At 38.6% G+C, this 15,725-nt stretch carries 12 protein-coding genes; 9 read left to right on the top strand and 3 right to left on the bottom strand.

Translation table 11 applies throughout. The annotated features are described in order from the left end of the window. The 8 genes from ACGF63_RS11745 to ACGF63_RS11780 form a co-directional block, all read left to right on the top strand. A partial coding sequence (locus tag ACGF63_RS11745; RefSeq protein ID WP_387630922.1) for a DNA/RNA non-specific endonuclease occupies window positions 1-490 on the top strand: 490 nt, incomplete at its 5' end. A gap of 3 nt (window positions 491-493) precedes the next feature. Continuing rightward, window positions 494-1,024, top strand: coding sequence for an SMI1/KNR4 family protein (locus tag ACGF63_RS11750; protein WP_387630924.1), 531 nt, complete (start codon window positions 494-496; stop codon window positions 1,022-1,024). A gap of 1,017 nt (window positions 1,025-2,041) precedes the next feature. After that, window positions 2,042-3,586 carry an IS21 family transposase gene (gene istA / locus ACGF63_RS11755; protein ID WP_387630927.1) on the top strand — a complete coding sequence of 515 codons (1,545 nt, stop codon included), beginning with the start codon at window positions 2,042-2,044 and terminating at the stop codon, window positions 3,584-3,586. Window positions 3,587-3,601: 15 nt separating this feature from the next. Further along, complete coding sequence (gene istB, locus ACGF63_RS11760) at window positions 3,602-4,354, top strand: IS21-like element helper ATPase IstB (protein WP_387630930.1); 753 nt, start codon at window positions 3,602-3,604, stop codon at window positions 4,352-4,354. Window positions 4,355-5,392: 1,038 nt separating this feature from the next. Continuing rightward, the gene (locus tag ACGF63_RS11765) at window positions 5,393-6,967 is read left to right on the top strand and encodes an Eco57I restriction-modification methylase domain-containing protein (RefSeq protein WP_162524193.1); all 1,575 of its coding nucleotides are present in this window, start codon (window positions 5,393-5,395) and stop codon (window positions 6,965-6,967) included. Further along, entirely contained in the window at window positions 6,891-7,886 is a 996-nt protein-coding gene (locus tag ACGF63_RS11770; RefSeq protein WP_152963338.1) for a BsuBI/PstI family type II restriction endonuclease, read from the top strand. Before ACGF63_RS11765 ends, ACGF63_RS11770 begins: the two co-directional genes overlap by 77 nt. 558 nt (window positions 7,887-8,444) lie before the next feature. After that, window positions 8,445-8,687, top strand: a complete 243-nt coding sequence (locus tag ACGF63_RS11775) for a hypothetical protein (RefSeq protein ID WP_239002484.1) — start codon at window positions 8,445-8,447, stop codon at window positions 8,685-8,687. A gap of 846 nt (window positions 8,688-9,533) precedes the next feature. After that, window positions 9,534-10,550: a formamidase gene (locus tag ACGF63_RS11780; protein WP_132355232.1), complete on the top strand. Its 1,017-nt coding sequence runs from the start codon at window positions 9,534-9,536 to the stop codon at window positions 10,548-10,550. A 132-nt stretch (window positions 10,551-10,682) separates the two neighbouring features. Here ACGF63_RS11780 and ACGF63_RS11785 read toward each other — a convergent pair whose 3' ends face one another. Both ACGF63_RS11785 and ACGF63_RS11790 read right to left on the bottom strand, forming a co-directional pair. Next, entirely contained in the window at window positions 10,683-11,855 is a 1,173-nt protein-coding gene (locus tag ACGF63_RS11785; RefSeq protein ID WP_387630936.1) for a MalY/PatB family protein, read from the bottom strand. A 577-nt stretch (window positions 11,856-12,432) separates the two neighbouring features. Beyond that, entirely contained in the window at window positions 12,433-13,161 is a 729-nt protein-coding gene (locus tag ACGF63_RS11790; RefSeq protein ID WP_387630939.1) for a LuxR family transcriptional regulator, read from the bottom strand. Between the two features lie 496 nt (window positions 13,162-13,657). Here ACGF63_RS11790 and ACGF63_RS11795 point away from each other — a divergent pair, with 496 nt between their 5' ends. After that, window positions 13,658-14,248 (top strand): AidA/PixA family protein, encoded by a 591-nt coding sequence (locus ACGF63_RS11795; protein WP_166290224.1) that lies wholly within the window; start codon window positions 13,658-13,660, stop codon window positions 14,246-14,248. Window positions 14,249-14,937: 689 nt separating this feature from the next. Here ACGF63_RS11795 and ACGF63_RS11800 read toward each other — a convergent pair. Then, a complete protein-coding gene (locus ACGF63_RS11800) occupies window positions 14,938-15,669 on the bottom strand; it encodes an autoinducer binding domain-containing protein (protein ID WP_387630942.1) in 732 nt (243 codons plus the stop codon). Between the last annotated feature and the right edge of the window lie 56 nt (window positions 15,670-15,725).

Below are 15,725 nucleotides of genomic sequence, written 5' to 3' on the forward strand. Positions count from 1 at the left end.
GGGCCTGAATCCGTATGCGTATGTCCATAACCCGGCAAACTGGATTGACCCTCTGGGGCTAAGTGGGTGTCCAAATATTAAATATGGAGAATTAGATCATTTAGGTCGGCCCACTGGTGTGCAGGCTACATTAAATAAAAGTCATATTAATACTGGCACTCATGCTAATCCAAACGTACAGCCTCCGGGATTCATTACTGGAAAAGGTTCCAATAGGGCCAGAGGTCATTTACTCGGACGACAATTAGGTGGATCTGGTGATGATGTAAGGAATTTGGTTACTCTTCAACAAAGACCAGTTAATACTCCTGTAATGAGTAAGATTGAAGGCGATATAAGAAAAGCTTTAGAACGTGGAGAAATAGTTGAGATGAGTTCAATTCCTATTTATAAAGGACCCTCCAGAATTCCGGCTGGAGTTACAATAAAAGCTGAAGGTTCAGATGGTTTCTTTACACATGTAACTGTCCTTAACCCCCCAGGAATGTAAACTATGAGCATATTTAATTTAAAAACTATATTACCTCCTCCTGTATCTCCGAATGAAGCAGGTCAAAAGGGGAAATGGCCATTGATAGATAATAACTACCATTTTCCTAATGATTTCATTGAGTTCATAAATTGCTATGGAACAGGAAGAATAGCTAGTTTTATTAATATATTTAATCCATTTAGTGAAAATGATGATCTAAATTTCTTCAATCAGAAGGATTTGATTATTGAAGACTTTAATTATTTAATTGAGGATGATAAAGATTATTATCGGTTTTCTCTTTATCCTAATAAAGATGGATTACTTCCAATAGGAGTGACTGATAATGGTGATTATATATTTTGGGTTATATCACCAACAGATAACAGTGATTCATGGAAAATAGCAATTATTGCCTCAAGATCTCCAGAAGTCGAATACAGGCAAGAAGATCTAACATCTTTTTTAGAAGGTGTTTTATCCAAGAAAATAAAATGCAGGTCATTTCCCGATAATTTCCCACCTAATAATATAGTATTTGAAAGCATGTAAAAAATAAGCCGGAAAGATCCTTGTGATCTTCCGGCCTTATTGATGATCTATATCTACCGTGGCGCATACCCACGGTAAGCCAGAGCGGATTGAAGCTTAGAGATCGCATCCTTAATCTGATATGCTTCCTCGTCATTCACGGCACAGGCGCGTATCTCAGACCAACACAGCCTCTTAACCAGTTGAGCCAAGGCCAGTGCTTCAATGTGGGTTAAATGTACTTCCTTTTTGTGGACAATATGAGGACAAAAAAAGTGGTTTATTTTATAAAAGGACAGTTAATGGCATTTAATCGAAAATCATTTAACCGTTAATAAAGGGTTAAAAAGAAACCCGAACGTAAAAAATATTATCCGATAACGATGAAACTTAACAAAAAGCCGGGGTTAAAAGTGATAAAAACGACGATTAAAAATTGATACCAATTAAAACCATCAGTTAAAAAATGACTTTTAATCACAGGCTAAATCCTGTCCATTATAAAACGCAGGATAGGATCTCACTTTTTTACTCTGCCCTGTTTAATTTACTTACTAATAATTCTATTCTCCACTTATTTTATATTTGCCTAACCCACTATAATCATTTAAAAGCGCGAATATCGAAGTATTAAATCTATTATATCAAGACGGATTTGACACAATAAATGCAATTTTTCAGAAGGCGAGTTAATGATCTTTAATCGAAAATCATTAACCGTTAATAGCGAGTTGAAAAAAAACCTGTACGTAAAAGGATATTATCCGAACAGATGGGTATTCAAACACTTTATTATCGGTTATTTAACCGTTCCAGTAAAGATAAAGTGAATATTGGGTATTTTCATCCAAGCAGATCACCCAATAACATTCATCAAGATCATCTAATACCATCCAACGAGATCACCTAATAACATCGATGGAGATCACTTTTGTGTTCCAATGTTATTGGGTGAGCTCCATTAATGGGATTTTCTCCCTGCTCATAGGTTGTCTTTCACCTATCCTGAGGCTATTTCAACTGACCTCCAGGATGACTATGCCAACGCCGACTATCACTATGAGAAAACTGAAAGAGATACTCCGCCTGAAATACGGTGCTGAACTTACTCACCGGCAGATTGCACGAAGCCTGGCTATTTCGCCTTCCGTCGTCTCACGCTATGCCAACCGCGCTGCTCAGCTGGGGATCACCCAGTGGCCGTTACCTGCGCACTGGAATGACGCCACGCTCAAGCGTGAGTTTTTAAAAACGAAAGTCCAGCGCAGGAAGTACACGTTGCCGGACTGGGCAGAGGTGCATAAAGCGCTGTCGGCCAAAACCGTCACCCTGCAACTCCTGTGGGAAGAGTATGCCGAACGCCATCCGGGCGGGCATTACAGCTATAACCACTATTGCCGACTGTATAAAGCCTGGACAAAAACCCTATCGCTCTCTATGCGTCAGGTGCATAAAGCTGGGGAAAAGTTATTCATTGATTATTGCGGCCCTACGCTGCCCGTTATCAACCCTGACACTGGCGAATATCGTCAGGCCCAGGTCTTTGTCGCCACACTCGGGGCGTCCAGTTACACCTATGCGGAAGCCACCTGGAGCCAGACGTTGGAAGACTGGGTCATGAGCCACGTTCGCTGCTTTGATTACCTCGGGGGGACACCTGTTATGGTTGTCCCTGACAATCTGAAGAGCAGTACTTCCCGGGCTTGCCGTTATGATCCGGATATCAATCCGACTTACCAGCAGATGCTGGCTCACTATCAGGTTGCGGTGATACCGGCCAGACCGGCCAAACCCAAAGACAAAGCAAAAGTGGAGTCGGCGGTTCAGGTGGTTGAGCGTTGGATCATGGGCAAACTTCGCTATGAGACGTTCTTCACGCTTCAGGCACTGAACCAGCGCATCACCGAACTGCTTGAAAACCTGAACCAAAAGCCGATGCAAAAACGCAAAGACTCCCGCAAGGCATTGTTCGAGCAACTGGATAAACCTGCGCTAAATCCTTTACCCCAACAATCGTATCAGTACACGCAGGTGAAAAAAGTCCGGGTACATGTTGATTATCATATTGATATCGATAGACATTATTACTCTGTCCCCTATCAGCTGATGCGGGAACACCTGGAAGCGCATATCAGCAACGAATTGGTCACTTTGTATCATCATGGCGAGGTCGTCGCCATCCATCCCCGGCAACGCCACTCTGGTTACAGCACCCAGGAAAAACATATGCCAGCGGCCCACCGCCATCAGGGGAAATGGACGCCAGAAAGCCTGATTGAATGGGCTTCCATGGCAGGAGAGCACGTCAAAGCCTATGTGACCCATATTCTGGAGACCCGCTCCCATCCGGAGCAAGGATATCGTTATGTGCTTGGCGTGATAGGATTATACAAACGTTATGGCTATGCCCGTCTCGACAAGGCCTGCCAGCGTGCGCAGGCCACGGGAATTTATCGGCTGAAAGGACTCAAATCCATTCTCGAAAAAGGACTGGATAAACACGCCATTGTGCCAACACCGGCCTCGGATCCCCTTGCTGAACTTGACCACGATAATGTGCGTGGCAGCCATTATTACCACTGATAAAGGAAATGCCTGATGAATACCCTTTATGAACATCTCACTTGTCTTAGGCTCTCCGGTTTTCGTGATGCCCTGCGCCAGCAAGTTTCGTTGCCTTCTTCGTATAACGAACTGGGCTTCGAAGAACGTCTATTGTTGCTTGTTGAGGAGGAACTGACTCACCGTGAAAACCAGAAAGCCGACAGGCTCATCAAGCAGGCGCACTTCCGGCTTCGGGGAGAACTGGAAGCGTTGGATTACAGAGCCAGCCGGGGGCTGGAAAAATCGCAGGTCAGAAGCTTGTCACAAGGGCACTGGTTAAAACACTGCCAGAATCTGCTGCTGACAGGGGCAACGGGAAGCGGGAAAACGTATCTTGCCTGTGCGCTGGGGCGGCATTACTGCCGCCAGGGATATGTCGTGTATTACTACCGTTTAAAGGGCTTGCTGGAGCTTTGCAGACAATGCCATGGTGATGGAAGCTATCCCCGGCTGTTAAATAAACTGAGCTGTAGTCAGTTGTTAATCCTGGATGACTGGGGTCTGGAGGTACTGACCTCAGATCAACGCAGTGACCTACTGGAGATAGTCGATCAGTTCTATCAACGGGGCTCAGTGTTGCTGGTAAGCCAACTTCCTATTGAGAAATGGTATCAAATGATAGGTGATGCCACACACGCTGATGCGATCCTGGACAGACTGGTTCACGGGAGTATTAAAGTCGAATTAAAGGGTGAATCAATGCGTAAAGTGTGTTCAACGTTGACTGATGGAGATCAGTCAATATAGTTTATTAGCAGGTTCTATGAGTGGGGTAAATAGCGATCTCTATCGATGTTATTAACTGATCTCTTTCATGGTAATACTCAAATATGATTAGCGTTCATTAAACGTCATCCGACAATGATTAAACTTAACAAAAAGCCGGGGTTAAAAGTGATAAAAACGACGGTTAAAATTTTATACCGATTAAAATCATCAGTTAAAAAATGACTTTTAATCACAAGTTAAATCCTGCCAATTATAAAACGCAGGGCGGGATCCATTTTGGTTTACCCTTCCCTATTTAATCCATTTATCAGTGTTCCAATCCTCCATTTATTTTACATTTACCTAACTTGTCATAATCATTTAAAAACGCGGATATCGAAGTGTTGAAATTTTTATATCAAGAACGGATTTAACTCAATAAATGCAACTTTTCAGAAAAAGGGTTCATTACATTAATCGAAACCCATCAGACATAACGCAAACTCTATTAACGCGAAAGTTAAATATTTCAATAAGGTCATAAAAACCTATAATAGTTCTGTTTCTTATTATAACATCATGGAATATATCCTGTATTAACAGAATTCTTTATCTGAATCTGAGTGGCCTGTATCCCGGTAGCGTCAGCCAGCGTTTGTTGAGATAACCCTTTTTATTTACATAGAGAAAAAATTCAAATACCGACAGTCATAATATCTGCCTTCGTTAAGTAAAGTTATCCATAATTCTATATTTTTAGATCATTTTCCTGAACGCAACTCATTCAATCTAATTAGTCACATGAGATACGAAAATCATAGTCAATGAAATCATTTCATGGTCAAAATAAACTAAACCAGTAACACTCATAAATATATTTCATCTTAGAAGATATAGATGCAAACAGGAGAGTTAACTTATAAAATGATATTATTCTCTGGGAACTTTAAGAATATTCATGGTTTCCTTATTATTATCATTATCGTATAAGTAATATAAAAACGTATTTGGTGGTTGATATTTATCGGCATTCAAATTAGCATGAACCGCATTTAATGATTGATGGAACATTGGCAAATGATAGAAGCTGTTGCGCTTACTCAAGCCGACTACTTGACCAACAAACCTAAAACCATGCGTAAAGAGCTTGGGCAATATTTCACTGGCAGTGTTGTAGCAGACTACATGGCATCGTTGCTAACCCCTGTAAAAGCTTCCATTATTCGTATTCTTGATGCGGGAGCGGGAGCGGGTATCCTAACCGTTTCTGCCGCTATGCACTGTTTGGCTCTTGGCAGTAATCAGGTTCATGCTGTTCTTTATGAAATCGACGAAGATATTTTATCTGACCTTGAAATGAACATGTATAAAGTCGCCAAGGCTTTCAAAGAACAAGGAGGAAAATTTACCTTCAATGTCCATCATGAAGACTTTGTCCTGGCAAGGCCAGATCGAACAGAAGACCCCTTTCATATTTCTTCAATCAATCCGCCTTATTTTAAATATAATTCAAAAACATCACCTTATTCAGAAGCCACGGCAGACCTATTTCCGGGTAATCCGAACATTTATGCATCTTTTATGGCAATTGTAGCGGCCTGCATGGCCGACAACGGCCAGATGATAGCCATTGTCCCACGCAGCTTCACTAATGGCTTGTACTTCAAAGGCTTTCGACAATACCTAAACCGTACCATGAACCTTGAAAAGATCCATATTTTCCGATCAAGGAATCAATTATTCAAAGAACTTAACGTTCTTCAAGAAAACGTCATTTGTTCCTACCGAAAAAGCCAGCAAGGCGAAGCTATTGATATTTGTGCATCAAACGGACACGTTGACTTTAACCAGGCAGAAATAAATACCTATCCAACAAAGCAAATAATAGACAGTTCTAATACGCACGAAATAATCCGTATCCCAGAATCACGAGAAGATGCTCAGATATTGAGAAACGTAGAACTCTGGGCATCCAGCTTTCAGGATAATGGATATTTTATTTCTACCGGGCCCGTAGTAGAACATCGGACAAGAGAATACATCGTTAGTCCAGATAACAAAGCTGGCAGCATTCCATTACTGAGAATGCACAATATCAAAGCCTTTAAGACAGAGTGGACGGGCACGAATAAGAAAGATGTCCGCTTCCTGTTACTTGATGGCCATGAAAAGCATACCTCGAAAAATCAACCCTATGTCATCTTGAAGCGTTTTAGTTCAAAAAATGAAAAACGTCGATTAGTGGCTGGAGTACACAGCCCAAATACCATCAAAAGCAATCTGATTGCTCTGGAAAACCACTTAAACTACATTGGTCATAATGAAGGCCCTCTCAGCCAAGCCGAGGCATACGGATTGGCATTGCTATTTAATTCAACCTTACTGGATAAGTATTTTCGGTGCATATCCGGCAGCACACAAGTGAACGCAACAGAGATCAGGCTATTAAAACTTCCTACCCGCGACATAATCCAACAAATTGGGCTGGCTTATCAAACAAACAAAGCTATTACACAAGTACAAACCGATGCTCTGATAGAGCATTTTTTAAAAATAATAGGAACGCAATCTAAACATGGACAAAAGAGAAGAAAAACTGCAACAAGCTCAAATATTACTCAAAACACTTGGGTTGCCAAAACAGCAATATAACAACCGCTCAGCATGGGTTTTCCTTGCCTTAGCAAATATTAAACCAACAGATGACTGGAGCAATGCACAAGCCCCCATGCTCCCCACCGTAGATATTATGCAATTTATCCGGGAACATTACGGACAGGACTATAAGCCCAATTCCAGAGAAACAATACGACGCCAGACACTTCATCAATTCGAACAAGCTCGCATTATAGATCGCAACCGAGACGATTTATCCAGAGCAACCAACAGCAAGGATAACAACTATTCATTGAACCAGCCCATTCTTGAAGTATTGCGCGAGTTCCCCAATGGACAATGGCAACAAAAGATTGAGGAATACAAAGCTGACTTACAAAACCTCCAGGAACTTTACCGACGTACCCTAAACATGCAGAAGATCCCGGTAACACTGCCCAACGGACAGAAAATCAAGCTATCCCCAGGTAAGCATAACCAACTACATGCTGACATTGTGCATGAATTTTGTCCCAGATTTATTGGTGAAGGTGGAGTAATACTCTACATAGGTGACACAGCTAGCAGTCGTGAAGAAGGTGGCAAATTGATGATACTGGAAGAAGCAACATTGGTAGCATTAGGCGTCCCTCCAATGTCACATGACAAACTGCCTGATATTGTGGTTTACGACGAAAAAAGGAAATGGCTATTCCTTATCGAAGCTGTGACCAGTCACGGCCCCATATCACCAAAACGCTGGGTTGAACTAGAAAACACTTTAGCAAACTGCAAAATAGGCCGAGTTTATGTAACAGCCTTCCCAAATACAGCAGAATTTCGTAAACATGCAGCGGATATTGCTTGGGAAACTGAAGCTTGGATTGCTGACAATCCAGATCACATGATCCATTTTAATGGTGATCGTTTCTTAGGACCGCATCAAAAACAAAGTAACAACGATAATCAAGAGTAACGAGAATACCTCAATTTGCTGCCATACGCAGTTACGCATATTGGTAAAAATGAACTGGCGAGCGGCCCGGGAACCGGGAGGCTGATAACCCGACGGCCATCAGCAGCTTTGCCCCTTACACACTCCTGATGATAAAGCTGAGTCAGCCCTCCATTTGTAAGCGGTGCATTCAGACCGTATTAGCGGTGGCTAAGAAGTGAGATCGACCTTCCAAGGCAGCAGTTTATGCACCCGGTTTGCAGGCCAATCCGCGATATGACTGATGACATGGTAGCCAGATCTATTAAATAAGATTCGCTCCTACAGCCCGTTTAATTCTAACGACTCTACCTATAAAATAGCAGGCGATAGCACTGAATGGGGTAATAATATTAATCTTAAAGAGCTTATTAATATGAATAAAAATATGTATCCAGAAGTCATATTTAAATGCACTTAAAAGACAACCATATGAAAAATAATGACAAAATAATAGAATGGATTTTTATTTAATTATTTTATGACAACTTACCCCGTTATCATAATAGCTTAACCCGTCTGATAGATAATAATGATGATGTGTATGATAAGGCCAGGAAATCATTATCAAAATTAGATGATCAAGACAAAAAAGCTATTTTTTACCTCTTCAAGATAGTAATATCTGATACATCATCAACTATATTTGGAGCCATTGATGGTTCTCACTTTCCACCCAATATAGATGGTGATTTTACGTTAACCTATGAAGACGAAGAAATACAAGGAAGTTTACAAGACTTATTCATAGAAAAAGCTGAGAATAAAGGTATTTTTAATTAAAAAAGTAAGGCTGAAAGATACGCATGATCTTCCAGCCTTCTTATGATCTACCGTGGCGCATACCCACATTGAAACTTATAGATTACATCCTTAATCCAGGCAACGAGTAGTTCTGCCGTGAAAGCCGGTAATCATAGTTTTATAGAGAGCCTGAACAATCAGGCAAAAGTGGTTATAGCAACAACGTGAACAGATACCACGATTGGGAAGGAAAAATTTTCCCAATTAGCTCTTTATAAATCAGTAAAAAAGTTGTCATAGAAATAAAAATGGCTCACCGAAATGAAGTGGGCCATTTTTTTGTACATTTTTATTCAGAAATTATTTATGAGTTTTATTTGTTAATACTTTTATTAGTCAAATCTGCCATGTGTAATTACTTTCACTGTAATTTTATATTGTTTTTATATGATCATATTAAGGAATTAATTTATCATCATAAATTCAAATAAAAATACAGAAACTATTGATAGGCTATTTTTTCGTACAAGTTTCTATTAGCAAAAATGAATATAATTATTAGGATAAAGCCGATCAATACATACTCAATGTTTTGAACCCATCTTTCCACATGTCCCCATTCGACTAACTAGTCCGTTTACTCTCTCATCAGTGACTCATCCAAGGCAAGCTCATACTAATGTTAGTAAAAGTATTTTTTACTACAAAGTAATTAATTTTTTTATTTGATGTTGCAGATCGCATTTTGGTGATCAAAAGAGGCGCTATTATGCATTAGTAAAATCGCTTAACGGCGGATAAAGATAAAACCGCACTCTATTTGCCCGTATAACGATGAAACTTGCCATTCAATCTTAATCATTACTATTCATTCAGAGGTCTATTATGGGCAGTACCGGGAGTGTAAGTGCGTGGGATGAAGCATTATTAATTGCGGCTATTCAATATCCTGTTCCTGTGATTAAGGGACCTGAAGATATTCAGGTTCAGGTGCAGCAAATCTGTAAAACGATAGATTCAACTAAAGCCGGTTATCCTGATCTGGATTTAATTGTATTTCCTGAATATTCTGCTCAAGGGCTGAATACTAAAATCTGGACCTATGATGAAATGTTGTTATCACTGGACAGTCCAGAAGTTGATAGTTTTCGCCAGGCTTGTATTCGCAACGATATCTGGGGCGTGTTTTCGTTAATGGAGCGTAATGAAGATCCATCACAGCCACCTTATAACACGGCGATCATTATTAATAATAGCGGTGAGATTACGCTGCATTACCGCAAGTTGCAGCCTTGGGTGCCAATTGAACCCTGGATGCCGGGCAATCTGGGCTTGCCGGTCTGTGAGGGGCCTAAAGGTGCAAAACTGGCAGTGTGTATTTGTCATGATGGTATGTTTCCTGAGCTGGCGCGCGAAGCGGCCTATAAAGGCTGTAACGTTTTTATCCGCATTTCCGGTTATTCTACTCAAGTCAACGACCAGTGGATCTGGACTAACCGCACTAATGCCTGGCAGAACTTAATGTATACCGTATCGGTTAATCTGGCAGGCTACGATGAGGTTTTTTATTATTTCGGCGAAGGTACAATTTGTAATTATGACGGTAATATTATCCAACAAGGGCAGCGTAACCCTTGGGAAATTGTTACCGCCGAACTGTTCCCGCGTCTGGCAGATAAGGCTCGTGAAAACTGGGCGTTAGAGAACAGTATTTTTAATCTCGGTTGTCGAGGTTATGTTGGTAAACCCGGTGGAGAGAGAGCTAATTATTTGACCTGGGTGCGCGATCTGGCAAACGGTGAATATAAACTGCCTTGGGATGAAAACATTCGTATTCGTGATGGTTGGAAATACTATCCAGAAGGTGTGAAATTGGGGCCATTACCGAAAGTTGATAATTGACTGCTCAGTCTGGTATTTTCCTGATATGAAAGGTAAAGCTGAGTTCCGTTAATTACAGAACCCAGCCCTTATTTGTTTATCCTCTGACCGTAAATATAATAGAAACAGTTTACTTGCCAGAATTAATCATTCTCAGCAAAGCTTTTCCAATGCTGAGATTAATTTCCGGATACCCAATTCAACTTTGCTACGAGGACATCCTGCATTAAAACGCAGGAAACCATTACCAGCTTCACCATAAATTCTACCCGGCATAATGGCAACTTTCTCTTCATGGATAAGTATCTGCTGCAATTTATCATCGTCAATATGCAGATTACGCAAGTCGATCCAGGCCAAATAAGTCGCCTGTGGCGGCTGCCAGTTCAATTGTGGAAATGCTGCATTCAGTTCCTGAGCAATATAATTCAAGTTACCACTCAGGTAATCGCGTAGTGCATCAAGCCAGGATTGCCCTTCCCGGTAAGCCGCAATATGGGCTGATATCGAGAAAATAGCAGGAGAAGATAATCCATCACAATGCATTAATTGATGGGAATATGCCGCACGACTATGATCATCATAAATAAAACCATAAGCCCCCGTCAGCGCAGTAAGATTAAATGTCTTAGATGCCGAAGTGATTAATGCCCAGCGAGTCGTAGCAACTTCACTCCAGGGAATATGTTTCGTTTCTCCCCTGAGTATATCCATATGAATTTCATCACTGATGACACTGACATTATAACGCTTACACAATTCAGACATTGTTTTAAGTTCAGAATAACTCCAGACTTTGCCAGTTGGATTATGCGGACTGCACAGCAATAATATTTTTGTTTCCGGTTGAGCGAGCAAGGCTTCAAGTTGATCCATATCACACACCCAATCATTGCCTTGTTTCTCAAACGGGCAAGAAAGCAGTTGCCGCTGGTTCTCTTGAATAATTTTATAAAATTTATTGTAAGCAGGAGTATGGACAACAATACCTTCACCGGGTTCAGACCAAATTCGGATTAACTGCGAAACCATGTACATCACAGAAGGGCCATAAACCATCCAATTTGTATTGATTTCACAATTAAATTGTTGCTGATACCAATGACGTATAGCACCAAGAAATTCTTCATGCTGCCAGCTGCTATAACCTAATATGCCATGATCCACACGTTTCTGTAATGCCTGAATAACACAGGGCGCGGTGGCAAAATCCATATCAGCGATAGTAAAAGGGAGAAGATCGTCAGCACCAAAAAGATCTCCAACATAGTCCCATTGAATACACCAAGTACCGCGGCGATCAATAGGGGTATCAAAGTCAAACATTATTTTTTTCCTTTAAATTAATGCATCAAGCTCATCTTTTACCGACTGAACTTGCGGCCCGATAACAGTTTGTGAAGCATAATAACATCATGACTGCTGAGGGAAGTCCTCATCCCCAACATAATGACTTTAACGGGTATTGCTAAATATTGTTTAATAAATAGCACCACGGATCATTGGGTAAAATTACCCATCATCAATAAAAATTACAGAATAAAGTCTGACATTTACCGTTTGTTGGCTTAACAGGCGCATTACAACGACTTGAACTGTCATTAACAACCCCATCATACATATATTAAGCAGAGAACAGGCGGAATCGTAATATTACAATTCCGCCCAGGGAGAAGTACATTTAGCTGAAAATGTTTTTATATTTTTAATAAATATCATTTTTATCTCGTCAGGGAAAATCTTTCCAACTCCTATTTACAATAGTACTAATAAAGATACGGAGGTAAAAAGTCATTTTCTGTTAAAATTCTCCTATCAATTCATTTGCGTAATAATATTAATATTTCAAATTGATTTATGAAGTAAAAAATATAAACATCTGATAATTTCAAATTGATATTAATTATATATAACCAAGTAATATAGCTTTAGCTATCGCCTGAAATTTGTTTCTACAGCCAAGCTTCTTAACAATATTCATTAGGTGAAAATCAACTGTACCTTTAGTTACACAAATGGTTGCTGCAATTTCACTTGATATCATCCCATCTGCGGTATATCTTAGTATTTCTAATTCTCTCTTTGAAAATGAAGTTTTATCTATATAGAGCGATTGCAAATATTTTGCGTTTGATGTCAAATACCTTATTATCCTAATATATACTCCTAAAATTTCTCCACTGCATTTATACATTGTTTCGTTATCAATATGCCCATCTTTCCCCGCAACAGAAAATATTCCGTAAGTTCCTGAAAATGCAGGAATCCCAAAGGTGATCCCAGAGCGAAACCCATGTTTCTGACTTACATACCAGAGTTTTTGCCCATTAGATTCTGAAAAAAAATCTAAGTCCCATACTTTTGCAAAAGAAGGTGGAACAGGTCGGAAATTTAGAACGGGATCAATCATCCAATACTTCTTTTCTATATAAATGGTTCTCCAAGATTCATTATAGTTATTAAATAAATACACTTCACGGTTAGATATAGGAAAGCGTGACTTTAATATAAGAGAGAACAAACTAAATCCCGAAATTTTATTAATAATTTCACAAATTTCAGCCACAAAATGAGCATCTACGTCTAATTCGTGAAATTTATAGGGTAAGGTATATGACCGATAAATATTCATTCAATGTCCTCTTAAAAATTAAGAATATTGATAGTGAATCCCTGTATTTATTATAGTAGCAAAACTTTTACTCAATGGAAAATAATCACTTACTGTTATGCAGAAACAAAGTATCTGATAAGTCACAATGTACTTGTACTACCCGTAAACAAGATAAACCATATCAATATAATTGAAATTTTAATAATCTGGCAAAAAAACATATATAAGTATAATATATTCATATGAAACTATTTAAATAATTACCCAACATATTAATCTAAAGATTATCTTTTGTTTTTATAACAAAAAGTTAACTTAAAAATTTAACTATATAACACAATCCCTGATAAATATACCAGTAATTCTCCCGTATAAACTATGATTTATACCAGTGGATGTTTCGGCCTTAATAGTTAATTATTAAAAAAAAAGAAAATTATTAAAATAATAACTAGCAATCAAAATAATCTTACAATTTCCAACAGATAATTTACGTATGTAAAGAGGTGTTATAATGAGTGAGATCATTCAAGATAAAGATCATACTATTGAAGCCAGGAGCTCTGTTACCGCTGATGTTACTTTTGTTATCGATGTTGATTCAATTGTTGAATATATTAATGATAGTCAGATTAAAAGCTCTCTGGATCCTAAAAACCCAACAACAATCAAGCAGTATGTCTATATAGCAAGTTATACTCCAGAGTATGGACTGGTAGTTAGTAGTTCATCTGGTGCCCGTGTCATTGTTCCTATTAATGCCAACATAAGATGGAGAGCTACAACTGTATCTAATAATTTCGACTATACTATTATATTGTATAAATTCAAAAAGCTTAACCCAGAAGAGGATATTATCTCTATTCCATCACAAATATGGTCACATAACCCTAAAGGTAAAAAAATCCCAATGATCCCGTCAGGGGTAAACGCAGATGAGGATGAACCTAAACCAATTTTTGTTGAATCTCAAGATAGTTATTTTCAAGCAACAGCCTATAAAACCGGTGTGGAACGATATACATGGTTTTTTGCCGCTTATGACGGTACAAAGCTCCTGGGTTATTATCGATACGATCCATATATTGAAGTGAAAAGTAACTAATAGCTAAACATTTGTATACTGTCATTTCCTACTGGAAAATTATTAAAATAGTTTTCCAGTATTTTTATTTTCTACTTTATTAATTTTACCTAAATATCTCTAACTAACACCAACTTATATAATAATGGAACTTGGTTTCGCATAGTAAGTGCAACATCATTATTCTACGAGCAAATAGGTCCGTATTTATTTAAATAATTCGTTGGGAATTTTATCATATCGAGTTTTTCATGAACATAATTTTCTGTTTTTTCTGTGCGGACATAATGACTCCAGACGAGTGTTGTCTATATATCATTTGACGAAGTTGCTCGCTTCCGATAAGCATTTCAGAACAGCATTTGACGTTTGCCCTTTATTGGATCTTGAATCTATATCGAAAATTAAGCAAAGAACAAGCAGAACTGTAATATTACAATTCTGCCCAAAGAGAAGAGTGTTTGATTGAATGTGTTTTCCAGTTTTAAACAAATATTATTTCAATTTTGTCAGATAAAATCACTCCTGATCCCTATTCACAATTGTGACAATAAAACCAACAATAGTGAAATCGTCAAATATTTGTTCAAACTCACTCTTTAATCCATTCAAGTCGTTATCTATAACCACCATCGATATGATTGTAGTAATAATATATAGATTGTTTTATAAAGTAAAAGATATAATAACCTGAAAATTTCTAATTGATACTATTCTATATAACCAAGTAATGCTGCTTTAGCGATTGCCTGGAATTTATTCCTACAACCAAGCTTCTTAACGATATTCATTAGATGAAAATCAACGGTACTTTTAGTTACGCAAATCGTTGAAGCAATCTCACTTGAAATCATGCCATCTGCGGTATACCGTAGCACTTCTAATTCTCTATTCGAAAATGAAGTTTCATCTATATAGAACGTCTGCAAATACTTTGTATGTGATGTTAAATATCTTATTATCCTAATATATATTTTTAGAATCTCCCCACTACACTTATACATTGTATCGTTATCAATCGGCCCATCTTTCCCCGAAACAGAGAATATTCCGTACGTTCCCGATAATGCCGAAAGCCCAAATGTAATCCCAGATCGAAACCCATGCTTCTGTATCATATACCACAGCTCTTGCCCATTAGATTCTGAGAAAAAATTCAAGTTCCATACTCTTGAAAAAGAAGGGGGCACAGGTCGGAAATGTAGAACAGGATCAATCATCCAATATCTTTTTTCCATATAAAGAGTTCTCCAAGATTCGTGATAATTATCAAAAAAATACACTTCACGGCTAGATATCGGGAAACGGGTCTTTAAGACCAGCGAAAATAAACTAAATCCTGAAATTTTGTCAATAAGTTCACAAATTTCAGTTACAAAGTGAGCATCTACATCTAATTCATGAAATTTATAGGATGAGATATACGGTCGATAAATATTCATTCAATTCCCTCTTAAAGACTCAGAATATTGATAGAGAACACTAATATTTATTATAG

The sequence above is a fragment of the Photorhabdus sp. RM322S genome (assembly GCF_042879395.1).
GTDB lineage: Bacteria > Pseudomonadota > Gammaproteobacteria > Enterobacterales > Enterobacteriaceae > Photorhabdus > Photorhabdus khanii.